Genomic DNA, 25,097 nt, shown 5'->3' with positions numbered 1-25,097 from the left:
GCTTCATGGCGCAGCAGCCTCCATCGCAAGCGCTTTTCGCGGTACTGGAGTACGGAGAGTTTCCCGAATTGCTCCGGATCGCGGAGGCCGGACGGAATTCCCTGGTCGCCCCGCCCCTGTTTTTCTTTGCCAAGCGCAGCTACCGCCGGCTGGCGGCCGACAGCGCGGAAGTGATCGCGCGCGGCTTTCAATGGATGGACGCGGACGGCCGTTTGCAGGACGGCGCCGCACCCGCCGAGGCGCCCATGGCTCCCGCCCGCCTGGCGGTGGCCATCGACAGCCCGCCCGCGCAATTGCCTGAGGGCAAGCCAAGCCGTTCCGCGGGGCGCTCGCTGTTGTCGATGGCCTTGATCCCGCTGTTCATGGCCGGCAGTTTTGCCGTGGAGGCCTTTCGCGCGGCCAGGAACCTGGGCCGGGAAGCCGCGAATTTTTCGCGCGATGCCCGCCGCTTTCGCCAGCGCTACCAGGAACTCTCGCGCATCCTCGAATCGCGCAAGCCTTCGCTGCTGGTCGTGGGCCAGGACGGCGTCGGCAGTGACCTGTCTTTTTTGCTGATCGCGGCCGGCAAGCTGAGCATTCCCCGCCTCATCGCACCTTTTGCCATGTTTTCGCTGCAGGAAACCGCCGACTATGCCCAGGCGCGGCCCGACCATGATGCGGCAACCGGCGCACTGAACCGCCTGGTGGCCAGGATGTATCCCCACTGGCTGCTGCGGCAGGACGGCCGCAGCGTGCTGCGGCTTCCGGGCTACCGGGCCCTCGCGCTGGAAACCAGCGGGCTTATTCACGGCAAGCCCTGGACACCGTTGTCCGAACCTGCGGAGGCGGTGACCGCCGACTCGAAAGTCGCGGCCGACACGCTTGAAAGCCTGGGCCTGGAGCGCTCGCGGCTGCACGTCATCGGTTCACCGGTCCAGGACCTGCTGGCGCGCAAGCTCGGCACCCGCCAGGACATCCGCGAAGGGCTCAGCCAGGCCTATGGGTTCGAGCCCCATCAGCCGCTGCTGCTCTGCGGCTGGCCGGTCAACATGTTTGCCTGGCTGTCCGGCCGGCCGATTGCCTATGCCGGCTACGAGGAACTGGCCTCGGCCTGGGCCCTGGCCTTGAAGCAGGCGGAACTGCGCCACGGCGTCAAGGTCATCGTCAGCGTGCACCCGAAAACGCTGGACGTGGAATACGCGGCGGCGCGCGCCCAGGGACTGGCCTGCCAGCGCGGCGGGGTGGAAGACCTGGTCGCCGCCTGCGATGCGTTCACGACGCTCAACGGCTCGTCCATCACCTCATGGGCGATTGCCTGCGGCAAGCCGACCCTGCTGTTCGACTGCTTTCTGACGCGCTACCGCGATTTCCTGGACGTGCCGGGCTGCATCAACGTGGAGTCGGAACAGGACTTCAGGGCTGAACTGCAAAAAATCTGCGCGGACCCGGCGTGGCGTGAAACCCTGACACAGAAAATGGCGGCCGTCTCCGCCAACTGGGGCCGGCTGGACGGCCAGGCCGGCGCCCGGCTTGAGAAGCTGCTGGCACAGATTGTTTCGCGAGGCCCTCTTTGAAACGCGTTTTTTACATCGAGTGCGCCGGCGCCGTCTGGCGCTCCCTCGCAGACCACTGCCGCCGGGACGCCGCATGGCAGCCCGTGCTCTGGACGGCCCCCGCGGACGACGCTGCGGCGGTGTCGCGCCTGGCCCCGGAGGCGGTGTTTATCGCCGGCCCCGATGCGGCCCTCGGCATGCCCGGCCACAGCGCCGCCTGGCCCCAGCCCGCCCTGGACCCGGCTTTGCTGGCCGCGCTGTCGGGCGCCGAAATCACGGCGCTGCACATGATGGACAGGATGGACATCGCCAGCGGCAAGGGTTTTACCCACGACCAGCGCCGCAGGCACTATTACGGCCTGCTCCGCTACTGGCTGGGCGCGCTGGAAGCCCTGAAGCCGGACCTGATCGTTTTTTCGATTTCGCCCCACATCGTTTTTGACTACGTGCTGTTTGCGCTGGCCCGCCACCTGGGCATCGCCACGGTGATGTTCGAACGCCTGGGCATGCCGGGATGGGTGTTTCCGATCGAAAGCTTCACGCTGGGCTCCGACGCCCTGCGTTCAGCGCTCAGGGAGCGCCCCACAGCGCAGGCATCGGAACTGCCGGGGGATTTCCAGAAGTGGTTTGTGAACTCCACCCAGGGCCAGGCCGACGTGCCGGCCAACTACCAGAAGAAGCTCGCCCGTTACGGCCTCCAGGGGCGCGCCGCCGTGCCGCCGCTGGGGCGGGCCATGGTCTACGAATTGCGGCGCGCGGTGAATCTCTGGCGCAAGTACGGTTTCGGCCCGATGCGCAATTCCTACCTGCGGTCGGCGTCCTACCCGCACGAGCGCGCCGGCTGGACGGAAACCCTGCTGGCCCGCCTGCGCGGCCTGGTGCTTAAACGCAAGCTCATGCGGCGCTATGACGCGCTATGCAAGCCCCTGGATCCCGAACACGACTATGTGTTCCTGGCGCTGCACTACCAGCCGGAACGCGCCACCGTGCCGCTGGGCGGCGTTTTTGGCGACCAGACCCTGATCGTGGACATGCTGGCCAAAACCCTGCCCGCGGACTGGAAGCTCTACGTCAAGGAGCACCCCTGGCAGCTGCAGCCCTTCGGCTGGGGCGAAATGCAGCGCACCCAGGCGTTTTACGACGCCATCGCCGCGCATCCCAATGTGGTGCTGGTCTCGCGCGACGTGGAGACCTCGGAGCTGGTCTCGGGCGCAAAAGCCGTCGCCACCGTGACCGGCAGCGTCGGCTGGGACGCCATGTGCAAAGGTATCCCGGTGCTGCTGTTCGGCGCGGCCTGGTACCGGGACGGCGCGGGCGTGCTGGCCATAGCTTCGCGCGCATCGCTGTCGGACGCCCTCCGGCGCATTGCCGGCGGCTGGAAGCCGCAGCTCGATGCCGTCGCGGCGCTGTGCCTGGCGTTCTCGCGCATCTGCCTGCAGGGCGTGCTGGAGCCGGAACTGGAACAGGCCGAGCACCTCGCGCACGACGATGCGGCGCGGGCCATGAGCGCCGGCCTGGTGGCTTTCGTGGAAGCGCGTTACCCATGAGCACCCGGGGCACGCGGGTCTACCTGCTTTGCAGCCGCCGGCCCATCGTCGCGGAGTTCTGCCTGCTGGCGGAGGAGCTGTCGGCCCAGGGCTACAAACTCGTGCTGGTGGTGCCCAACGGCCTCTGGCATTTGCTGCCCCGGCCCCTGCCGCCCGGCGCCGAATTGACCGGCACGAACTCCCAGGCCTGGCGCCAGGCCGGGATGGCATCGCTGGCGGCCTACGTCGCCTACGCCCTGCTGCGAAGGCTGGGCCGCCTGGCAAGGCAGGCGGGCCTGCAGCTGGTTGCGGACTTCCTGGACACCTCGGAAGCGATTGCCCGGGGCCGGAGCTTCGCCCGGCGCATCCTGAAGCTGGGACCCGATGGCGCGGCGGTGCTGACCGCCGACGACCGCGACATCCGCGTCGACCAGGGCATCCTCTCCGAAGCCACCCGCCTGGGCATGCTGACGCTTTCGGTGGCCTTCGGCAAATCCGACGTGGCCACCGATACCTTCAGGCGTTCAAGCCCCGTCTACCAGCTGGCGAACGGACCGTGGAAAGGCCTGAAAGCCTCCATCGCGCGCGACTACCCCCAGGGCGTCCGCTCCGATGACAAGGGACGGCAGGTGCTGTTTTTCCGGCCCGGCGAGTACCTGGCGCTGCGCCGCTGCGGCCTGCTTTTTCCGGCGCCCTGGTCTTATGGCGGGGGGACGGCCGACAAGGTCAGCGCGACCGACGAAGCCGCCGCCGCGACCATGCGGGAGCTGGGCGTGCAGGCCGGCAAAATCGTCGTCACCGGGCAATGCAGCCACGACACCTTGTGGCGTATGAACCAGGATCGCCAGCGCATACGCGGGCAGCTGGACGAGAAATACGGTTTTTCACCCGCCCAGCCGCTGGTGCTGGTGGCCCTGCCGCCCCTCAGCGAGCACGGCCTGACCGACGACACGCTGCAGCAAAACGAAACCGGCTTTCTGTTTGAGGCCATGGCGCGCCTGAACGGTAAAAACGTCCTGGTGTCGTTGCATCCCCGGCAGGAACCGGCCGCCTACCAGGCCCTGGCCGGCCGCTTCGGCCTGGCGATCGCCACCGAGCCGCTGCGCGAGATTTTGCCGGCGGCGCAATTGTTTGTGGCGTATTCCAGCACGATATCCTGGGCGCAGCTGCTCGGCGTCCCTTCGGTCGCGCTGGAGTACTACGGCTTCGGCTACACCCTGTTCGCGAACGAACCCGGCGTCGAGCCGGCCCTGACGCGCGAATCCCTGTATGCCCTGTGCGAAACCTGTTTGAGGGACGACAAGGCCCGCCAATCGATGGAAGAGGCCATGTCGCGGATGCCGGCCCGCAGCCTTTTTGACGGGAAGGCCTGTTTGCGCCTGGTCGAGCACATCGCGAGGACGCCAAGTTGATGCCGGCCCACCCGAACACCGGCCCCAGCCGCCGCACAGCAGGCTGACATGGCAAAGTGCGTCGTCCTCGCCTCCCGCCAGGCCATGCTCGAAGATGCCCGCGCCGTCATGGCGGCGGTCGTCCGCAATGCATGGGACCAGCCGACGCTGGTGCTGGCGGGGGAACTCGCGGCCCATGCCCCGACCGCCGGCATAAGCGCCGAGGCGTTTTATGCCACGCAGCCCGATCGCTCGCACCGGCAGCGCAAACTCAAAAACCCGCTGCTACGCATAGGCCTTTTGCGCAGCCTCTTCACGCTGCTGGAGATTTCCCGGCGCCGCCGCGAAGTCGACCGGCAGCTGGCGGAACTGCGCCCGGACGTGCTGCTGGTGTTTGAGGACAGGGTGGTCCATCCCGAGATGGTGTGGCTGGACGTGGCGGCGCGCCGCGGCATTCCGGCCTTGCTGGTCAGGTATGCCTCCTCTTCCGCCGAGAGCGACGCCTGGACCCGGCGGGGTAAAACCGCCTATTCCCTGGAGTCCGGGATCCTGGCCTGGGCGCGGCGCCGCTTTGCGCGCCTGCACCCCCGGCACGAATGGCAAAGCCCCTGGGGCCGGCAGCTTTTTTACTCGCTGTGGGACGGCAGCGCCCTGGCGCTGGCCGGCATGGCCGGGCTGCATCCCTGGGTGGTCGGGGGCGGCAAGGTGGCCGCCGTCGCCGTCCAGGGCGAGGCGGACCTGCATGAGGCCTTGGCGCTGTGCGACGACGCGCCGCGCTTTCACGTCACTGGCCAGCCCTCATGGGACAGCATGGCCGACCGCCGCCTGCAGGCCCGCGCCGCGCAGGGCCTGGCCGCCGGCCGCAAGCTGAAGCTGGTCTGCGCCCTGCCCCAGTGGGGGGAGCACCTGCAGTTGCCCTGGCCGGAGCACATGGCCAGGATCCAGTCCCTGTTTGAAATATTCCAGGCCAGCCAATGCGAGGTGTTGCTGTCGCTTCACCCCAAGGCGTCCCGCGAAGCCTATGAAACCCTGGCCGCCCAGTACGGCCTGCAGGTGGCCCAGCCCTCCTTGTCTACAATATTGCCGGAGGCGGATATTTTTGTGGCCTCGTGGTCTTCGACGCTGCGCTGGTCGGCCATGCTGGGAATCGCATCCGTGAACCTGGACTGGGCCGGCCAGAATTACGCGCTTTTTTCCGCGCTGCCTTCGTTGCGCCTGTCGCAGGGCCCCTCAGATTTGCCGCCGATGCTGGCAAAGCTTGTCCACGCAGCACAAGAGCGATCCGCCCTGGGTGCCCAGTTGCAGCAGGAATCCCGGGTGTACGGGAAAATCGACGGACAAGCCGGGCAGCGGGTTTTCTCATTACTTTCAAATCTGACAAAAGGGCAGCCATGAGCAAAAAGGTATATGTAATCGCCGAGGTTGGCTCTGTCCATGACGGAAGTTTCGGCAATGCACAGCGCCTGATCGACGTGGCCGTCAGCTGCGGCGCCGATGCCGTCAAGTTCCAGACCCACCTGCCCGCGGCCGAAACGCTTCGCGATGCCCCCATGCCCTCCTATTTCAAGGGAGAGCCCCGCTTTGAATACTTTGCGCGCACGGGCTTTACGCTGGAGCAGTGGAAAAAGCTCGCGCAGCATGCGACGGCCGGCGGCATCGAGTTCATGTCCTCCCCTTTTTCGGCGGAAGCCGTCGACATGCTGGAAGACATCGGCATCAGCCGCTACAAGATACCGTCCGGCGAGGTCTCGAACCTCCCCATGCTGGACACCATCGCCAAAACCGGAAAACCGGTTTTCCTGTCCTCAGGCATGAGCTCCTGGGCTGAACTCGATGCCGCGGTGGCGACCATCCGCCGCCACCACAACAAGCTGTGGGTCATGCAGTGCACCTCCTCCTACCCCTGCCCACCCGAGCACGTCGGCCTCAATGTGCTGGGCGAGATGAAAGCGCGCTGGGATGTGCCGGTCGGCTATTCCGACCATTCCATGGAAAACAATGCCTGCCTGGCCGCGGTGACGCTGGGCGCCACGGTAGTCGAGAAACACCTGACCTTCAGCCGCGCCATGTACGGCTCGGACGCCAAACATTCCGCCGAACCCGCGCAATTCGCCTCGCTGGTGAAGGGCATCCGCGAAATCACGGCGATGCTGGAGAACCCGGTCGACAAGAACGACCTGAGCGCCTTCCGCGAAATGAAAGAGATCTTTGAGAAGAGCGTCGTCTCGACCCGCCACATCGCGGCCGGCAGCGTGATCACCCTCGAGATGCTGGGCATCAAAAAACCCGGCTCCGGCATCCCGGCGGCCCGCCTGAACGAGGTGGTGGGCAGCGTGGCCAAAGTGGACATCCAGAGCGACAGCCTGATCCGCGAAACCGACCTGGTGGCACGCCCGGCCTGAAGGCCGCGGCCACCATTCCCCTACACGACAAGGAACACCGAATGATTCCAATTTTTATCGGGTACGACCCCCGGGAGGCGGTTGCGTATCACGTCTGCAGCAACAGCATCGTGCGCCAGGTATCGCAACCCGTGTCCCTGAATCCGCTGGCCCTGCGCAACCTGGGCTTTTACGTCGAAAAACATACCGACGGCAGCAACCACTTCATCTACAGCCGCTTCCTGGTGCCGCATCTGATGGAACACCGCGGCTGGGCCATCTTCATGGACGGCGACATGCTGCTGCGCGACGACATCACCCGCCTGTGGGAACTTCGCGACCCCAGCAAAGCCGTGATGGTGGTCAAGCACGACTACCAGACCCGCATGACCGAGAAGTACCTGGGCTCGAAGAACGAAAACTACCCGCGCAAGAACTGGTCCAGCGTGGTGCTGTGGAACTGCGAACATCCGGCCAACCGCGCCCTCACGCCGGAATTCGTGCAAAGCGCGACGGGCGCCCAGCTGCACCGCTTCACCTGGCTGGACGACGCGCTGATCGGCGAACTGCCCAAAGTCTGGAACTGGCTGCCCGATGAATTCGGCGCCAACCCCGAGGCCAAGCTCCTTCACTTCACGCTGGGCACCCCCTGCTTCCACGAGTTCGCCACGACGCCCATGGCGGATGAATGGCACAGGGAAAGAATGTTGATGGACTATTCAATTCAAAGAAGCTAGACATCCCCAGTCTCTGCCAGTAGAGCCAGCAATTGCTATTCAACTCCTCCGCCTTCCTGTTTGTCTTTCTGCCTCTGGCGCTCGGGACTTTTTATCTCAGTCGTCGCTTTTGGCCCGGGTCTGAAAAATACATCCTGATTTTCTTTTCGCTGGTCTTTTATGGCTACTGGAGCAAGACCTTCCTGGTGCTGCTCGTGCTGTCGATTGCACTGAACTGGAGTCTCGCCGGCATCGTCTTGAAGCTGGGCTGGCGGCGGCAGTTGCTCTTCGTCGGGGTTGCGGCCAATCTGGCGCTGCTGGGCATCTTCAAGTACGCCAACTTTTTTGCCGTGGCGCTATCGACAGCGGGTATCACGGAACCCAGGCAGTGGAGCATCATCCTGCCGCTGGCCATCAGCTTCTTCACCTTCCACCAGATTTCCTACCTGATTGACATCTCCAGGGGAGACAAGCATGTGTACAACTTCTGGGACTACCTTTTTTACATCGTCTTCTTCCCTCATCTGATAGCCGGGCCTATCGTCCGCCACAATGAATTTATCTATCAAATAGAGACCGCGAACAGCAGGCCGGTGCCGCCCGCGATGATCGCCCAGGGCATTGCGCTCTTCATCCTCGGTTTCGGCAAGAAGATGCTGCTGGCGAATCCCCTGGCGGCCATCGTCGATCCGCTGTTCAGCGCTGGGCTGTCCGGCCCCTTGTCGCTGCACGACTCAGTGACGGCCACCCTCTCGTTCTCGCTGCAGATCTATTTTGATTTTTCAGGCTATACCGATATGGCGCTTGGCCTGTCATTGATGTTCGGCTATCGGCTTCCGGCGAACTTCAACGCGCCGTATGCGGCGGCTTCGCTGGTTGATTTCTGGCGCCGATGGCACATGACGCTTTCCCGGTTCCTGAAAGACTATCTCTATATTTCCATGGGAGGCAATCGCTTCGGTTATGCGAGGCAGATGCTTGCATTGCTGGTGACCATGGTCCTGGGCGGCCTTTGGCATGGAGCCAACTGGACTTTTGTCGCCTGGGGTGCCCTGCACGGCTTGGGGCTTGCCGTCAATCACACTTTCGCCAAAGCGGGGCTGAAGCTCCCGGCCCTGGCGAACTGGTTCATCACTTTTGCCTTTGTCGCATGCTGTTTTGTGATATTCCGCGCCGAAACAATCCCTCATGCCATGAATGTCCTCGCGGGATTTTTCAATCCCTCATGGGCGCATGGCGTCCCTTCCATCAACCAGTACGCGCTGCTGGCCGCCGCGCTGGCCATTGCCGTACTGGGTCCGACCAGCCAAGGTGTTGTCGATGAGTTGAAGCCCCGGACGCGCGCGTCGCTCGCGCTGTCCACCCTGGCCGTGCTGTCGCTTGCCGGTGTTTTGATTGCGGATAAGAATGCCCCCTTCATTTACTTCCAGTTCTGATACCGCGGGCAATCCCGGCGACGGCGGTGCATGGCTCCGCTTCGCCCTGGAGATCATTGGCTATACCGCCGCCGGACTCGTGCTGGTTCTGGGCCTTATGTATGGCCTTATGAAGGCCGCCGGCGAATACCTCGACAGCGCGGAAGTTCTTCAACACCAGCAAAAAAACGGAGGGCTGTATCGCAGCGCGCTGAAGGACGACATGATGGAGCCGGCCTTCCGCTTCGTCCGGTACGACGCCCTGCAGCCCGAAATCGTTGCGCTCGGCTCGTCGCGGGTGCTCCAGTTCCGTCAATCCCATTTCACCAGGCCTTTCGTCAACATGGGCATGTCGGTCGACTATGCGGTTTTACCGAATATCGCCAGCGCACTGACGACGACGCCGAATCGGCTCAAGCTGGTTATTCTCGGCATCGATCACTGGCAGGTGAATGAAGCAGTCATGAAACAGCGCGCGGACCCTTCCTGGTCACCCAGGGCGCCCAACTTCACCGGCATCCGCCGCCTGAAACAGGAGCTGTTCGATTTTCGGGAACAGCACGTCAACGGACCCCTGCGGATGCTGGCCCAGCACCGCTTCGGTTTAAAGGAATTGTGGGCCGTCCTTTGCCAATGTGATGCGGGTGGCCATACCAGCAATCTGGGTCTTGCGGCCCTGGTGGATGGGTCCGGGATCGATACGCAAGGCAGTTACCACTACACGTGGGTGTATGACCGCCCCGCGTCGCTTGACGGGTTTAAAACCTTTCTGGACCGTCTCAAGGCGCGTGAAAACGGCTTTCAGGTCCTCGACAACGCCTCTGAGGCCCGCATTGGCTATATCATCGAGGCCGTTAAACTGCTTGAATCAGCCGGCGTCAAAGTTGTCCTGTTCGTTCCGCCAGTCCCTCCCCAGGTTGCAAGCGCGATGGATCAGGCCGGAGGTTACGGAGTTTTCAGCGCGCTGGACAAATCTCTCCACGGAACCGGCAGCGGATACTACAACTTTCACAATCCCGCAGCCACGATCCGCTCTCCGGATTGCGAGTTTGCAGACGGCCTTCATGGAGGCGAAGTCACCTACCTTCGCATGCTTGGTTTCATGTCTGATGACAGGCCGGAAATATGGCAGCCCTATATAGATCCCGCTCATGTCAAAAGACTTGTCAAAGAAGGCGCCGGCCGGGTGAACGTCGATGCAGTGCCCTTGAGCGGAAACCGGGAACGAAGAGAAGTCGATTTTCTGGGACTTGGATGCAACAAAACACAGAACCTTAAGTCAGGACAATAAGCGTGAAACCAAGAAAAATTTGTGTCGTCGTCGGCTCGCGGGCCAATTACAGCAGCATCAAGGCCGTCATGCGCGCAGTCGCCGCGCATCCCGCGCTGGAACTCCAGGTGGTGGCCGGGGCTTCCGCGCTGCTGGACCGCTACGGCGCGGTCGTCGACATCATGGAAAAAGACGGCTTTACCATCGATGCCCGGCTGTTCATGCTGGTCGAAGGTGAGACGCCGGCCACCATGGCCAAGTCCACCGGCCTGGGCCTGATCGAACTGCCGACCATCTTCGAGCGCCTGCAGCCGGACGTGGTACTGACCGTCGGCGACCGTTTTGAAACCATGGCAACCACGCTGGCGGCGGCCTACATGAACATCCCGCTCGCGCACACCATGGGCGGCGAGGTGTCGGGCAACATCGACGAGAACATCCGCCACGCCATCACCAAATTCGCGACCATTCATTTCCCCGCCTCTGAAGACGCACGCAACCGCATCATCAAGCTGGGCGAGCAGCCGGACACCGTCCACAACGTCGGCTGCCCGCGCATGGACCTGGTGGCGAGCTTCCTCCAGGACGAAACCGAGGTCAGCAGCCAGCTGCTGAGCGAAGGCGTCGGCAGCAGCTTTGACGTCAAGGGCGATTTCCTGCTGGTTTCGCAGCATCCGGTGACCGGCGAGTACGGCAGCGGCGAGCGCCAGGTCGCGGCGACCCTGGGCGCCTGCCTCGAGCTCGGCATGCAGACGCTGGTGCTGTGGCCCAACGCCGACGCCGGCTCCGAGGACGTCGCGCGCGGCATCCGCAAGTTCCGCGAGCAGCACCCGGACGCGCCTTTCCGGTACGTCAAAAACCTGCCGCCGGAAATCTACATGCCGCTGATGGCCCGCACGCGCTGCCTGATCGGAAACTCTTCCAGCGCGATTCGCGAAGGCGCTTTCATCGGGACGCCCGCCGTCAACATCGGCTCGCGCCAGACGGCACGGGAGCGCGGCCAGAACGTGGTCGACTCCGGCTACACCCAGCCCGAGATCCTGGCGGCCATCCGCGACCGCCTGAAGACGGGGCGCCTGGCTTCGAACCCGATTTATGGCGACGGCCATGCCGGGCCGCGCATCGCCGAGATCCTGGCAACCGCGACCTTCAATATCAACAAAGTCATCACGTATTAATTCATCACGTACCTGGCGGTACGGAAAAAGCAGGGGGAGCCGGTTATGCAAATGCTTGAGCGAGGCGCTGTCGCCGACGAGTCTTCGATCGCCGAAGGCGTGGAGCGCCTGAAACCCTGGCGCTACGGCCATGCCAACGGCCGCAGTGCGCCCATCGAGGGGGATTCGAGCATCGCGGCCATCGAGCGCAATTTCGACTCGCGCGCGGAACTGACGGCGATGTTTGAAGCGGTGCTGGACGGACGCAGCGCGAGCGAGCTACGGGTGCTCGACATGGGCTGCCTGGAAGGCCACTACACGGCGCTGATTGCCAAAATGGGCTTCAAGGAAGTGGTCGGCATCGACATCAGCGATGAACACCTGCGCCGCGCCGAATTCCTGCTGGGCCAGTACCACGGCTTCAGCAACTACAAGCTGGTGCATTGCGCCGCCACCGACATCGAGGGCATCCGGGCACTGGGCAAATTCGACATCATTCTCTGCCACGGCCTGCTGTACCACCTGAAAGACCCGCTGCTGGTGTTCGACATGTTCGAGGAACTGGCCGATCCCGCCAAGCCGATGATTGTTCTCCTGAACACGCAGTTCAAGGGCGATTTTTTCAACCTGGTGACGCGTTCGGCGCTGGCCGAGCTCCAGGTGAAGTTCTCCATGGATGCCTCCAATGCGGTGGCCGCGAAGTACCTGTACTCGCCCAAGGACCAGTCCGTCTTCGAACGCCTGTCCCTGCGCCTGAACCCGGCGGCGCTGCACGCGACGCTGCAGCAATACGGCTACCAGGAAGTCGCGTCGCTCGACACCCCGCGCGGCACGCTGTTCGGCTACTCGATGAACCTCATTTGCCGGAAAGCACCCAGGGCCGACGCCCCCCGGGCCCTGTCCTGGCTGGACACGGAAAAGCTGCGCGCGGTGTCCGCTTCCGCCACCGCCTGGAGCGGCCGATCGGTCGACGGGTTTCACTTCGACAAAAACCTGCTGATTCGCGCCTGGCTCGGCCTGGACTGGTTCTTCCGCAAGGCCATCCACGTCATCACGGTGCGACGGAAAATACGCTACCGGGCCAAAATCCGGTGAGAACCCGCACCGGCCGGTGCACGCCATCCGAGCAGACAAGGACGATTGATTCGTTTCCCCCATGTCCATGAGCCCCTTGCGCATCGCCGCTGTGATCCCGGCCCGGGGCGGGTCCAAAGGCATTCCCTACAAGAACCTCGCCGACCTCGGCGGGCGGCCGCTGATCGCCTGGACCATCGCCGCGGCAAAAGCCGCGCACGGACTGGACCGCATCATCGTCTCGACCGACGACGAAAAAATCGCGGCGGCGGCGATGGAACACGGCGCCGAGGTGCCTTTCCTGCGCCCGTCCGAATTTTCCGGCGACAACGCACCGGCGCTCGACGTGATCACGCACGCGCTCAAGGAACTCAGGGCGCGTGACGGTGCGCCCTACGATGCGGTGGCCTATCTGCAGCCCACCTCGCCGTTTCGCAGCGCCGCCCAGCTCAGCGAGGCGGTGGCCCTGTTCGCCCGGGAAAGGCCGGACACCCTGGTCAGCGTGACGGCCGTGCCGCACAACATGGTCCCGGCCTCCCTCATGCAGCCCCTGGGGCCGTCGGCGCCGCTGGTGCTCCAATCCCCGGCCGGGCAGAAACTGCGGCGCCAGGAAAAAGAAAAACTGTTCGCCCGCAACGGCCCGGCCATCCTGATTGTTTCCGCCGCCGACGCCCAGTTGCACGGCCGGCTGTACGGGGAGCGTGTGCTGGGTTTTGAAATGGACCGCCTGTCATCGCTGGACATCGACGATCCGATTGACCTGGAGATGGCAAGGCACCTGCTTCCGCTGCTGCAACACACATCCGGCCCGGCCCTGTGAGCAGCTCCCGCATGCTGACCAATACGGCCTGGAACCTGGCGGGGCTGGGCGCGCCCATCCTGGCTGCCGTCGTGGCCATGCCGCTGCTGATCAGCCAGCTGGGCGATGCGCGCTTCGGCATCCTCGCGCTCGGCTGGATGGTCACCGGCTACTTCGCCTTGTTCGATTTCGGCGTGGGGCGTGCCACCACGCGCAGCATGGCGGCCTTGCGCAAAGCCGGGGCCGGTGGCGAGCATGCCGGCGTCTTCTGGAACTCGCTCTACGTGCATGCCGTCCTGGCAGGCCTGGGAGGCTTGGTGTTCGCCGCCGCGGTGCCCTGGTTCGTCGACACCGCATTTGCCATTCCGCCCACGCTGCGGGACGAGGCCTACGCGGCCTTTTACTGGCTGGCGTTTTCGGTGCCGGCGCTGGTATTGGCCTCGGCGCTGCGCGGCCCGCTGGAGGCGGAGCAGCGCTTCGACCTGGTCAATGCGGTGAAGATGCCGATCAGCGCGCTGAACTACCTGGCGCCCCTGCTGGCATTGCAGTTCACGCAGCGGGTCGACACCGTCATCGCCGTCATCGCCGTGTCGCGCTGGTTGGCGACGCTGGCCTACGCGGCGCTGTGCCGGCGGGCGGTGCCGCTGCAGCCAGGCCATCGCGCGCCGCAGCGCGGCACGGTCACGGCCTTGCTGAAAGACGGGGGCTGGCTCACCGTGACCAGCATCGCCGTTCCGGCCATCATGATGCTGGACCGCGGCCTGATCGCGCGGCTGGTGTCCCTGGAAGCGGTCACCTACTATGTGGTGCCCTACGAAGTGGTCACCAAAATGTGGGTGCTCTCGGCCAGCCTGCTGGGGGCCGCCTACCCCCTGATGAGCGCCAGCAAGGGCCTGGACCTGCACCGGCTGTGCGACCAGACCCTGCGCTGGCTGCTGGTCACGGCCACGCCGGCAACGCTGGTGGTGCTGATATTTGCCGAAGACCTGCTGCGCCTGTGGGTCGGCCCGCATATCGCGGCACATGGCGCCCCGGTGATGCAGTGGCTGGCGGTCGGCGTCTGGATCAACATCCTCGCGCAGGTTCCCTTGACGGCGCTGCAGGCCTCGGGCCGCGCCCACGTCGTCGGCAGCGTCCAGCTGCTGGAGCTGCCGCTTTATGCCGTGCTGGCCTGGTGCCTGATCCTGCGCTACGGCACCACGGGCGCCGCCGCGGCCTGGGCCGTCAGGGCCGCGGCCGAATGGCTGGCCCTGAGTTTTGCCCTCCACAGGGCCGAGGCGCACCCAGGCCGGTGGCCGGCGGTCTCGCCGCTTCGCCTGGCCCTGCTGTCTGCCGCGATAATTGCAGCCGGCCTGACCGCCTGCGCCACACCACTGGCCCTCAAAAGCCTGCTTGCCCTGCTGCTGGTCGCCGGCCTGGTGGCCTGGCAATGGCGTTACCTGCTGACCGCCCAGGAGCGCGGCAAGCTGCTTGCACGCCTTCCGCAGCGGCCGGCCACCAAATAATTCGCCATGAACAGCACGCCCCTCGTTTCCATCGTCGTACCGGCCTACAACCACGCAGGCTACCTGAAGGAATGCATAGAGAGCATCCTCGCCCAGGACTATCCCCAGGTGGAACTGATCGTGCTCGATGACGGTTCGACCGATACGACCCCCGCCGTACTGAGCGCTTACGGAGAGCGCTTCCGCTGGGAAAGCCAGGCCAACATGGGGCAGTCGGCAACCCTCAACAAGGGCTGGGGCATGGCCAAAGGAGAAATCCTGGGCTACCTGAGCGCCGACGACGCCTTGAGGCCGCAGGCGGTATCCGAAGCCGTGGCCGTGTTGCAGTCCAGGCCGGAGATCGTCGCGACCTACAGCGATTTCGATTTGATCGACGAGCATTCGCGGGCCGTCAGGACGGTCGCCACGCGCGACTTCGACGCCCGGGACCTGGTGCTGGACCTGGTCTGCCAGCCCGGGCCCGGCGCCTTCTTCCGGCGTGAGGCTTTCCTGCGGGCCGGCCCCTGGAATCCGGAGTTGCGCCAGAACCCGGACCTGGATTTCTGGCTGAGGCTTTCCCTGGTCGGGAATTTCCTCAGGATACCCAAGGTGCTGGCGGGATTCCGTGTCCATGAAGGCTCGGCCACCTACCAGTCCACCAACATCAGCAGGGCCGACGAACCGGTCTTGATGACCCGCCGCTTCGTTGCCACCTCGGGCCTGCCCGACTGGATCGCCGCGGCAAGCCACAGGCTGCTCGCAACGGGTTACATCGCCAGCGCGCAATTGCACCTGCGTGCCGGCCGCCCCCTCATGGCCTTGCAGAGAATAGGTTCCGCCATGCGCGCCAGCACGGCGACACTGCTCTCCGTGCGCGCGGCGCACCTGCTGCTCAGCGCGCTGACGGGCCGGTTTCTCCACCGGATCCGGTCCACCTGGGCGAGGTGGACCACATGATCCGCCGGCTTCCAGAACCCCACTTTCCCGGCGGCGCTCCACGATGAAAATCACCGAAAGCTACCCAGGCCTGCTGTTTCTGCTGGTCCTCGCGGTTTACCTGCCGGGGCTGGTGGCCGCCGTGCGCTGGCCCAGACTCGCGGCCATGCCCGTCGTGACCTTCACCTTCCTGGGGATGTTTCTTTTCACCGCGGCGGGAAGCTGGCAGGTCATGACACAGACGCACTACCTGCCCCGCCTGACCAGCGAGGGCGTCTGGACTTCGGTTGCCGCGGGTACCGTGGGAAGCGGCGCGTTCGTCATCATGCTGCTGGTGCAGGCTTTGCTGTTCTATGCGATCGCCGGCCCCTACGTCTACCTGAAGCGAAACGTCGCGGCGGCTCCGCTGGTGATCGTGCCGGCGGACGTGATCTTGCGGAGGATTCTCGCGCTGGCGATGGTGGCCGTGCTGTTCCTGTACTACCTCAAAGTCGGCCGGTTTTTGCTGTTCGACCTTCTGGCCGGCAAGATCAACCGCATCAACATCCTGGAGTTCCGGGCCCTGACCTACGGACTGAAAGAGTACCCCTTCTTTCGCCTGGGCTTCCTGGTGTTTCCCGCGCTCATCGCGGCCTTGTCGGTCGGCATGGCCTCCGCGCGCGGGCGCATGAAGGTTTCCGACTTCCTGTGGATCGCCGCCTGCCTGGTCCCGCCCATGCTGCTGGCCGAAAAAGCGGCGATCCTGAACATGTCCGCCGTCCTGTTCATCGCCTACGGCATCCACCTGGGCCAGCAGGGGCGGGCCCTGGGTTCCGCGCTGAACGGAAAAATCCTGGCCGCCATCGCCCTGGCATTTGTGCCGACGGCGGCCACTTACTTCGTCTATTTCAATACCGCCAGCGACAGCCTGCGCGAGGTCCTCAGCCAGTTCCTGTTCCGGATCACCGGCGTCTATTCCCAGGCGCTGGCCGCCACCGTGGGATTTGTCGAGGCCCATGGCTACCTGCACGGGACCACGCTGCCGAACCTGAAAGGGCTGCTTCCGCACGAGCGCTTCAACCTGGAAAGCGCCATGCAGCTGTTCCTCGGCGGCCTGGAAGTGAGCTCGAAAGCCGCGGTGGCCGGCGCCACACCGGTGCCCGCCACCGGCGAGGGCTACGTCAATTTCGGCTGGCCGGGCTTTGTGCTGTTCGGCGCCGTGTCCTTCCTGTGCATGGTGCTGATCCAGGAAGTGCTGTTGCGGCTGCGCGCGGGCGCGAGCGCCTGGGCACTGTCGGCATGGTATGGCTATCTCGGTTTCACGCTGTTCACGACCAGCCTGTTTGCCACCTTTATTTCCCTGATCCACACGGTCGTCGCGGTGGGCGTGATCGCCCTATGGCACCTGGGCGGACGGTTTTTTGACCGCAAGCAGCCATGAGCCAAGCCGATACCGGAACCCACAAGAAGCTGCTGGTCATCCTGCCTTCACCGCTGATGGCGCGCAACTTTCTGCGCACCGACATCCTGCGCCTGCTGGGGTCGGGCGAGGAAGCCGAGATCACCGTGGTGTCGCCGAACCCGGACGACCGCGAACTGGTGGAAAAAAGCGGCGCGAGCTGGCAGCCCTACTTCCATCCGCGGCGTTCAAGGGCCGCCGAAGAGCAGGGCATCCTGGCGCAGTTGCTCAGGGCCGGCCGCTATGCGCGCTACCTGGCCGGCCTGTTTTTGCACATGGGCCTGACCTACCGCATCAACACGCTGTCGGGTTTCGAGGGATTTTCGGCACGCCTGCGGCAGTCGCTGAGCCTGCGCAAGACCTATATGCGGGAAGGTTTGCCCATGTCCCGCCTGTTCGGTTTTCCTTTCCCGAAAAGCCGGCCGCTGTACCGCTTTCTTTACCGCTGCTATTACCAGCGCTGGCAGAGCTTTGGGCCGGTCGAAAAACTCATCGCGCAGGTCAAGCCCGACCTGATGATCCTGTCCATGGTGCAGACGCACATGGTCACGCCTTACGCGTTGGCGGCACGCCAGCTCAAGGTCAGGATACTGGGCATCAACGGAAGCTGGGACCAGCCCACGACCAAGGGGCCGGTCTGCCCGGGCATTGAACGCATCGTGGTTCAAAACGGCATCGTCCAGGATGAGTTGATCCGCTACCACCAGATAGCCCCTGAAAAAATCACCCCCATAGGCTGGCTGCAAATGGACGGCTACGTCCATCAGTCGGAAGTGGCGCGCAGCGAGGTGCTGCGGCGCGCGGGCATACCCGGCGCGCACCGCTACATCCTGTTCGCGGCCAACGCGCCCAGGCTGGGCGTCCACGAGCCGGAAGTGTTCAGGCAGCTGGCCCTGCAGGTCCAGGCGAATGCCTTCGGCGCGGACCTCACCCTCGTCTGCCGCTGCCACCCCCAGGACCGCGACTGGCGCGCGCGCTGGGGATTTGCCCTGGCCATGGAGCGGGTGGTGGTCGACCCTCCCGACCTGGGGCCGCTGGGCCACCTGGCCGCCATGGTCCGCCATGCGGGCGTGGTCATCGCGTCCGCCGGGTCCATCAACCTGGACGCCGTGGCGCTGGATACACCGACCATAGGCCTGGCCTGGGAAGACCCGGCCCTGCCCTATTGGGACCGGCCGGCCCGCGCTTATGATCTTGAGCATTTGCGCGAACTGCGCCACGAATCGGGAATGATGTTTGCCCGCGACCTTGCTGAACTGCTCGCGGCCTGCGCGCGCTACCTTGCCGACCCCGATGCCGACGCGCAAGGAAGAGAGCGCCTCAGGCAGCGCTATTTGTATCGCCTTGACGGCGGTGCGGCGGCACGCCTGGCCAACGAAGTCAAGGAGATGCTGGCATGACGCTTTACGTCGTCACCGGGGCCAACGGTTTTATCGGCCGCCACCTGGTCGCCAGCCTGGTGGCGGACGGGGTGCAGGTCCGGGCCCTGACCCGCAAGCAGCCCGGGGCCAGGGACATGATCCCCGGCATCGAATGGGTCGTCGGCGACACGGCCGATCGCGAGACCTGGGAAAGGCTGGTGGAAAAGGACTGCATCGTGGTCAACCTGGCCTTCTCCAACACCCGGGCCAGCGCGGCGGCCGTGGAGGCGACGGCCGAGATGGTCGAAGTCTGCGCCAACGCCGGGATCGCCCACCTGATTCATTGCAGCACGGTGTCGGTGTACGGCCGGGCGGATGAGACCATCCTGACCGAGAGCTCGCGCTGCACGCCCCTGGACGCCTACGGCCAGGTGAAGCTGCGCGTGGAACAGGTGCTGGCCGACAAGGTCCGGGGCAGGTTCTCGGTCACCATCATTCGCCCCTCCGCGGTCTTCGGCGAAGGCGGTGAAGCGCTGATCAAGCTGCTGGATGAACTGATCGAAGGAAGCCGGACCATCAACTACCTGCGCTCCTCGATGTTCGGCCGGCGCAAGACGCACCTGGTCCCCGTGGAGACTGTGGTCGCCGCGCTCCGGTTCATCGGCGCCAGGCCGGGACCGGACGGCATCGAGATGTTCATCGTGTCCGACGACGACGATCCCTTCAACAATTTCCGCGATGTCGAGCGCGTGCTCATGGATGAGCTGAAACTGCCGTCCTACCGCATCCCCCGCCTCCCGCTCCCGCGCTTCCTGCTCGAAACACTGATGCGCTTCATGGGCCGCGCCAACGTCAACACCCAGACGGAATACCGCTGCGACAAACTGTCGAACGCCGGGTTCGTCAAGCCGGTGACGCTGAAAGCCGCGCTGCAGCAATTCGCGGCGACACACATCGCCCCGCATGGCCACCAAACGCCATGAAGGTGCTGAACGTCAACCACCTCCTGGATCCGGAAACGGGAGGGGGCACCGCCGAGCGGACTTTTCAGCTCAGCCGCTTCCTGCAGAGAGCGGGCGTCCAGACCAGCGTGCTGGCACTCGACATCGGCCTCAGCCAGGCGCGGCGGGATGAGCTGGCAGGCGTGAAGGTGGTGGCGCTGCCCTGCCTGAACCGGCGGTATTTTGTGCCATGGGCATCACCGGGCCTCATCCACACCCTGGTCGCAGATGCGGACGTGGTCCATCTTTCGGGGCACTGGACCCTCCTCAACGCGCTGGTGTACAAATCCTGCCGCCGGCAGGGCAAGCCCTTTGTGTTCTGCCCCGCCGGGGCGCTCACGACATTCGGCCGGTCGCTCAAGCTCAAACGTGCCTACGACGCATGGGTGGGCCGCGAGCTGGCCCGGTCCGCGGCGGCCTGTGTGGCCATCACCGACCAGGAGCGCGCGGACTTCGCGGCCTACGGGGTGGCGCCCGGGCGCGTGACGGTGATCCCCAACGGCATCGATCCCGGGCAGTACACGCGTGACCCGGAGGCGGAACGCAGGATCCGCGAGCGCTTCCAGACCGGCGCGGCGCCCTATGTGCTGTTCCTGGGCCGGCTCAATGCGATCAAGGGGCCGGACCTGCTGCTCGAAGCCTTCGCGAAGGTCGCGGACCGGTTTCCTGAATTCCACCTGGTCTTTGCCGGCCCGGATGGAGGCTTGCAGGCGTCGCTGATGGAAAGCGCGGCGCAAAGCCCCCTGAAAGACAGAATCCATTTCCCCGGCTACCTGGCCGGGGCCGACAAGACGGCGGCCCTGAGCGCCGCCACGCTGCTGGCCATCCCTTCGCGCCGTGAGGCCATGTCCATCGTGGTCCTGGAGGCCGGAATATCCGGCACGCCCACCCTGTTCACCGATACCTGCGGCCTGGAAGCCATCGCGGCCCTGGGCGCCGGAACCATGGTGGACGCCTCCGTGGAGGCGCTGGCCGGCGGACTGGCGGCGCTGCTGGCCGATACGCCCTCCCTGCGCGCGGCGGCTGAGCGCCTGCAGGCCCTGGTGCGCGAACAATACCTGTGGGACATGCAGGCGGCGCGCTACCTGGCCCTGTATGAAGAAATCCTGGGCGGGACGCGCGCATGAGGGTGCTGGTCATCAGCCAGTACTTCTGGCCGGAAAACTTCAGGATCAACGACCTCGTTGAGGGCTTGCTCGAACGCTCCCATGAGGTGACGGTGCTCACAGGCCTTCCCAACTACCCTTCCGGCAAGCTGTCGCCGGGGTTTGGCTTTGGGGGCCCTTACACAAACCAGTTTGGCGGCGCCACCGTCATCCGCGTGCCGCTGGTACCGCGCGGCAACGGCCGCGCCATCCGGTTGGTCCTCAACTACTTTTCGTTTGCCTTCACGGCCAGCCTGCTGGGCAGTTGGCGCTGCAAAGGCCGCTATGACGCCATCCTGGTGTTTGAGCCTTCGCCGATCACGGTCGGCATTCCGGCCCGGGTGATTTCCTGGCTGAAAGGTGTCCCCATCCTGTTCTGGGTGCAGGACTTGTGGCCTGAAAGCCTCTCCGCCACCGGCGCCGTCAAGTCGCCGCGCATTCTTGATGCGGTCGCCGGCCTGGTGCGCTGGATTTACCGGGGCTGCGCCAAAGTGCTGGTCCAGTCCGAAGCCTTTGTGCAGCCGCTGCTGGACCTGGGCGTCAACGCGGACAAAATCCACTACTTTCCGAACAGCGCGGAGGCGATCTACCAGGCCCCGCCCGCAGAAGAGGCATGGACCGCACCGCCCCTGCCGGCAGGTTTTCGCGTCATGTTCGCCGGGAACATTGGGGCGGCGCAATCCATCGAGACCCTGCTGGCCGCCGCGGAAATCCTCCGGGAGCACGGGGATATCCACTGGATCGTGGTCGGGGACGGCCGCCTGGCGCCATGGCTCCGGGAAGAAGTGGCGCGGCGCGGGCTGGGCGCCCAGGTCCATCTGGTGGGGCAATTCCCGCTGGCGGCCATGCCGGGGTGGTTTGCCCAGGCCGACCTGATGTTTGCGAGCCTGCGCCGGGATCCGGTGTTTGCGCTGACCATCCCCTCCAAAATCCAGTCCTACCTGGCCTGCGCAAAACCCATCGTCGCCGCCCTGGACGGCGAAGGGGCCCGCGTCGTCAAGGTCTCCGGCGCGGGCGTGGCGGTGCCCGCCGAAGACGCCCAGGGGCTTGCCGAGGCTGTGCTGAAAATCTATAAAATGGACGCTTCCGGACGCAAAGTATTAGGGGACAATGGCCGGAAGTACTATGAAAAGCACTTTGACCGTGAAAAGCTTCTTGACAAACTGGACGAGTGGCTGTCTGAAGTAAAAAAGAAATGACTGCCGGCGTACGCGGCTGATCCAGGACGGCCCACACGGCGTATTGACCGCCGCGCACCGTCCGGACCGCCACAGAGCCACCGGGATCCATCTCTGAATTTCAGCTGAAAGCGCACCGGAGGAAGGTCCTCTTCCGGCACGCGTTCAGTTCAAGGCTGTTTTAACCTCGTGGCGCCTCATTTGGACTCCCGTCTTACATGACAGATCATATTCACCGCCTTCCTCATTTTTTGAGGCGGGAACACCCAGACCATCGATGAGCACAGTACTGATTCTTGGCGCAAGCGGAATGCTGGGCAGCGCCGCCCTGCGGGTTTTCGCGGAATCCGGCGCGCACCAGCTCGTCGGCGCCATCCGGTCCAACGCCAGCAAGGCCTTGTTTCCCGAGAAGCTGCGCAAGCACCTGGTGGTGGGCGGGGACGTCGAAAACCCCGATTCGCTGATCCAGCTGTTCCAGACCGTGCGGCCGCAGGTCGTGATCAACTGCATCGGCCTGATCAAACAACTGTCGCACGCCGGCGATGCGCTCAGCGCCATCCCGGTCAACGCCCTGCTGCCGCACCGCATCGCGCGCCTGTGCGGCCTGGCGGGCGCGCGGCTGGTGCACATCAGCACCGACTGCGTTTTTTCGGGAAAAAAAGGCGGCTACCTGGAGAGCGATGCCCCCGACGCCGAGGACCTGTACGGCCGCTCCAAGCTGCTGGGGGAAGTGGACTATCCGCACGCCGTCACATTGAGGACCTCCATCATCGGACACGAGCTGGCGGGCGCCAACGGCCTGATCGGCTGGTTCCTGCAGCAGCAGGGCACGTGCAAAGGCTATAACCGGGCGATTTTCTCAGGCCTGCCCACCGTGGAACTGGCCCGCCTCATCCGGGACGTCGTCCTGCCGAGAGCCGACCTGCACGGCCTCTACCACGTGGCCTCGTCCCCCATCAACAAATACGAGCTCCTCACCATGGTCGCCGCCGCTTACGGAAAAAAAATAGACATCACCCCGGATTCAAACCTGGTGATAGACCGTTCATTGAATGCGCAGCGTTTCAACGCCGCCACCGGCTACGCGCCGCCCGCGTGGCCCGAACTCGTTGAAACCATGCACCGCTACGAGGTATCCACCCATGTTTGACAACAAGGTTCTCCTGATCACCGGTGGAACCGGGTCTTTCGGCAATACCGTGCTGAAGCGCTTTCTCGCCACGGACGTGAAAGAGATCCGGGTTTTCAGCCGCGACGAGAAGAAGCAGGAGGACATGCGGATCGAGCTGGGCAACGACAAGGTCAAGTTCTACATCGGCGACGTGCGCTCATGCGAAAGCCTCACGCAAGCCATGGTCGGCGTCGACTATGTGTTTCACGCCGCGGCGCTCAAGCAGGTGCCTTCGTGCGAGTTCTACCCCATGGAAGCCGTGCGGACCAACGTGCTCGGCACCGAAAACGTCCTGAATGCCGCCATCGCCTCCGGCGTGAAGCGGGTGGTGGTGCTGAGCACCGACAAGGCCGTCTATCCGATAAACGCCATGGGCATCTCCAAGGCCATGGCGGAAAAGCTCATGGTGGCGCGCTCCCGCATGATTCCCGAATCCGGGCCGGTCATTTGCGCCACGCGCTACGGCAATGTGATGGCCTCCAGGGGCTCGGTCATCCCGCTGTTCGTGAACCAGCTGCGCTCCGGCCAGCCGCTGACCCTGACCGACCCGAAGATGACCCGCTTCCTGATGTCGCTCGAGGATTCGGTCGACCTGGTCCTGCATGCCTTTGAACACGCCCAGCAAGGCGACATTTTCATCCAGAAGTCCCCGGCCTCCACGGTCGCCGACCTGGCCCAGGCGCTGCAGGAGCTTTTCGGCCGCGAGGCGCCGGTGAACATCATCGGCACCCGCCACGGCGAAAAGCTCTATGAATCGCTGATCTCCCGGGAAGAAATGGCCAAGGCCGAAGACATGGGCCGCTATTACCGGATCCCGGCGGACAACCGCGACCTCAACTACAAGAAATACTTTGTCGAGGGCGAGCAGAACATCTCCGACCTGGACGACTACACCTCGCACAACACCGAGCGGCTGGACGTGCCGCAGATCAAGTCGGTGCTGCTGAAGCTCAGCTACATCCAGGAGATGCTCGGTGCTTAAAGTCATGACGCTGGTCGGCACCCGGCCCGAACTGATCAAGATGAGCCGCGTCATCGCGGAGCTCGACAAGCAGGTCGAGCACATCCTGGTGCATTCGGGGCAAAACTACGACTATGAGCTGAACCAGGTCTTCTTCGACGAGCTCGGCATCCGCAAGCCCGACCATTTTCTCGAGGCAAGCGGCGAGACGCCCGCGCAGATGATCTCGGAGATCATCGCCAAGGCGGACGCGGTCTTCGCCGCCGAGAAGCCCGACGCGCTGCTTTTGTACGGCGACACCAATACCTGCCTGGCGGTGATCGCGGCCAAGCGCCGGAAGATTCCCGTGTTCCACATGGAGGCCGGCAACCGCTGCTTCGACCAGCGGGTCCCGGAGGAGCTCAACCGCAAGGTGCTCGACCACCTGAGCGACATCAACCTGGTGCTGACCGAACACGCCCGCAGGTACCTGCTGGCGGAGGGCATTCGCCCGGAGACCATCATCAAGACCGGCTCCCACATGGAAGAGGTGCTGGCACATTACATGCCCGGCATCCTGGCCTCCACGGTGCTGGCGCGCGAGAAGCTCACGAAAGACAAATTTTTCATCGTGAGCGCGCACCGCGAGGAAAACGTCGACACGGCGGAAAACCTCGTCGATTTCCTGGACACCCTGCATGCGCTGGCGGACACCTACCAGTACCCGGTGATCGTCTCCACCCATCCGCGCACGCGCAAACGGCTGGAAGCCCTGGGAAGATCGCTGGAGCATCCCCTGATCCGGTTTTCCAAACCTTTCGGCCTGCTCGACTACATCCACCTGCAGATGGCGGCTTTCTGCGTCCTTTCGGACAGCGGCACGATCACCGAGGAAGCGTCGCTGCTGAACCTGCCGGCAATTACAATCCGGAACGCCCACGAGAGGCCCGAAGGCATGGACCAGGGCACGCTGGTCATGAGCGGCCTGAAGAAGGACCGCGTGCTGGATGCGATCCGCGTTGTCACGAGCCAGCACGACCGCGAGAACCGCGTGATGGCCGTGGTGCCCGACTACCAGGGCGGCGCGGTATCCAAGCAGGTGGCCAGGATTGTGCTCAGCTATACCGACTACGTGAACCGCACGGTGTGGTCACGGTAACGAGCCCTTGCAAGCCCGTCCGT

The 25,097-nt window shown here is 64.5% G+C and carries 21 protein-coding genes; all 21 read left to right on the top strand.

The window, feature by feature from the left end; genetic code table 11:
* Positions 1-5 precede the first annotated feature (5 nt).
* The 21 genes from ACSQ27_RS14995 to wecB all read left to right on the top strand — a co-directional run bounded on the left by ACSQ27_RS14995 (position 6) and on the right by wecB (position 25,074).
* Positions 6-1,553 carry a hypothetical protein gene (locus ACSQ27_RS14995; RefSeq protein WP_436156303.1) on the top strand — a complete coding sequence of 516 codons (1,548 nt, stop codon included), beginning with the start codon at positions 6-8 and terminating at the stop codon, positions 1,551-1,553.
* On the top strand, positions 1,550-3,079 hold the full coding sequence (locus tag ACSQ27_RS14990) for a capsular polysaccharide export protein, LipB/KpsS family (RefSeq protein ID WP_436156302.1): 1,530 nt from the start codon (positions 1,550-1,552) through the stop codon (positions 3,077-3,079). The genes ACSQ27_RS14995 and ACSQ27_RS14990 overlap by 4 nt, the downstream gene beginning before the upstream one ends.
* Positions 3,076-4,470, top strand: coding sequence for a hypothetical protein (locus ACSQ27_RS14985; protein ID WP_436156301.1), 1,395 nt, complete (start codon positions 3,076-3,078; stop codon positions 4,468-4,470). The genes ACSQ27_RS14990 and ACSQ27_RS14985 overlap by 4 nt, the downstream gene beginning before the upstream one ends.
* 48 nt (positions 4,471-4,518) lie before the next feature.
* Entirely contained in the window at positions 4,519-5,844 is a 1,326-nt protein-coding gene (locus tag ACSQ27_RS14980) for a hypothetical protein (protein WP_436156300.1), read from the top strand.
* Positions 5,841-6,851, top strand: coding sequence for an N-acetylneuraminate synthase family protein (locus ACSQ27_RS14975; RefSeq protein WP_436156299.1), 1,011 nt, complete (start codon positions 5,841-5,843; stop codon positions 6,849-6,851). The genes ACSQ27_RS14980 and ACSQ27_RS14975 overlap by 4 nt, the downstream gene beginning before the upstream one ends.
* Positions 6,852-6,892: 41 nt before the next feature.
* Positions 6,893-7,567 carry a glycosyltransferase gene (locus ACSQ27_RS14970; protein ID WP_436156298.1) on the top strand — a complete coding sequence of 225 codons (675 nt, stop codon included), beginning with the start codon at positions 6,893-6,895 and terminating at the stop codon, positions 7,565-7,567.
* A gap of 32 nt (positions 7,568-7,599) precedes the next feature.
* Complete coding sequence (locus ACSQ27_RS14965) at positions 7,600-8,982, top strand: MBOAT family O-acyltransferase (RefSeq protein ID WP_436156297.1); 1,383 nt, start codon at positions 7,600-7,602, stop codon at positions 8,980-8,982.
* Positions 8,954-10,252 carry a hypothetical protein gene (locus ACSQ27_RS14960; protein ID WP_436156296.1) on the top strand — a complete coding sequence of 433 codons (1,299 nt, stop codon included), beginning with the start codon at positions 8,954-8,956 and terminating at the stop codon, positions 10,250-10,252. Before ACSQ27_RS14965 ends, ACSQ27_RS14960 begins: the two co-directional genes overlap by 29 nt.
* Before the next feature lie 2 nt (positions 10,253-10,254).
* Positions 10,255-11,409, top strand: coding sequence for a UDP-N-acetylglucosamine 2-epimerase (gene neuC / locus ACSQ27_RS14955; RefSeq protein ID WP_436156295.1), 1,155 nt, complete (start codon positions 10,255-10,257; stop codon positions 11,407-11,409).
* Between the two features lie 45 nt (positions 11,410-11,454).
* Positions 11,455-12,483: a methyltransferase domain-containing protein gene (locus ACSQ27_RS14950; protein WP_436156294.1), complete on the top strand. Its 1,029-nt coding sequence runs from the start codon at positions 11,455-11,457 to the stop codon at positions 12,481-12,483.
* 61 nt (positions 12,484-12,544) lie between these two features.
* Positions 12,545-13,282: an acylneuraminate cytidylyltransferase family protein gene (locus ACSQ27_RS14945; RefSeq protein ID WP_436156293.1), complete on the top strand. Its 738-nt coding sequence runs from the start codon at positions 12,545-12,547 to the stop codon at positions 13,280-13,282.
* A gap of 11 nt (positions 13,283-13,293) precedes the next feature.
* Complete coding sequence (locus ACSQ27_RS14940; RefSeq protein WP_436156292.1) at positions 13,294-14,766, top strand: flippase; 1,473 nt, start codon at positions 13,294-13,296, stop codon at positions 14,764-14,766.
* Between the two features lie 6 nt (positions 14,767-14,772).
* Entirely contained in the window at positions 14,773-15,702 is a 930-nt protein-coding gene (locus ACSQ27_RS14935) for a glycosyltransferase (protein WP_436156291.1), read from the top strand.
* A gap of 43 nt (positions 15,703-15,745) precedes the next feature.
* Positions 15,746-17,101 (top strand): hypothetical protein, encoded by a 1,356-nt coding sequence (locus tag ACSQ27_RS14930; RefSeq protein WP_436156290.1) that lies wholly within the window; start codon positions 15,746-15,748, stop codon positions 17,099-17,101.
* Positions 17,098-18,519, top strand: a complete 1,422-nt coding sequence (locus tag ACSQ27_RS14925) for a hypothetical protein (protein WP_436156289.1) — start codon at positions 17,098-17,100, stop codon at positions 18,517-18,519. The genes ACSQ27_RS14930 and ACSQ27_RS14925 overlap by 4 nt, the downstream gene beginning before the upstream one ends.
* Positions 18,516-19,463 carry an NAD-dependent epimerase/dehydratase family protein gene (locus tag ACSQ27_RS14920; protein WP_436156288.1) on the top strand — a complete coding sequence of 316 codons (948 nt, stop codon included), beginning with the start codon at positions 18,516-18,518 and terminating at the stop codon, positions 19,461-19,463. Before ACSQ27_RS14925 ends, ACSQ27_RS14920 begins: the two co-directional genes overlap by 4 nt.
* Positions 19,460-20,608 carry a glycosyltransferase gene (locus ACSQ27_RS14915; RefSeq protein ID WP_436156287.1) on the top strand — a complete coding sequence of 383 codons (1,149 nt, stop codon included), beginning with the start codon at positions 19,460-19,462 and terminating at the stop codon, positions 20,606-20,608. The genes ACSQ27_RS14920 and ACSQ27_RS14915 overlap by 4 nt, the downstream gene beginning before the upstream one ends.
* Positions 20,605-21,825, top strand: coding sequence for a glycosyltransferase family 4 protein (locus ACSQ27_RS14910; protein ID WP_436156286.1), 1,221 nt, complete (start codon positions 20,605-20,607; stop codon positions 21,823-21,825). The genes ACSQ27_RS14915 and ACSQ27_RS14910 overlap by 4 nt, the downstream gene beginning before the upstream one ends.
* 256 nt (positions 21,826-22,081) lie before the next feature.
* The gene (locus ACSQ27_RS14905; RefSeq protein WP_436156285.1) at positions 22,082-22,954 is read left to right on the top strand and encodes a dTDP-4-dehydrorhamnose reductase family protein; all 873 of its coding nucleotides are present in this window, start codon (positions 22,082-22,084) and stop codon (positions 22,952-22,954) included.
* Positions 22,947-23,957 (top strand): polysaccharide biosynthesis protein, encoded by a 1,011-nt coding sequence (locus ACSQ27_RS14900; protein WP_436156284.1) that lies wholly within the window; start codon positions 22,947-22,949, stop codon positions 23,955-23,957. The genes ACSQ27_RS14905 and ACSQ27_RS14900 overlap by 8 nt, the downstream gene beginning before the upstream one ends.
* Complete coding sequence (gene wecB / locus ACSQ27_RS14895) at positions 23,950-25,074, top strand: non-hydrolyzing UDP-N-acetylglucosamine 2-epimerase (RefSeq protein ID WP_436156283.1); 1,125 nt, start codon at positions 23,950-23,952, stop codon at positions 25,072-25,074. Before ACSQ27_RS14900 ends, wecB begins: the two co-directional genes overlap by 8 nt.
* The last annotated feature ends 23 nt before the right edge of the window (positions 25,075-25,097 follow it).

Source organism: Polaromonas sp. LjRoot131 (genome assembly GCF_964252805.1).
Classification (GTDB): Bacteria; Pseudomonadota; Gammaproteobacteria; order Burkholderiales; family Burkholderiaceae_C; genus Polaromonas.
This window is presented reverse-complemented; position numbering and strand designations above follow the sequence as displayed.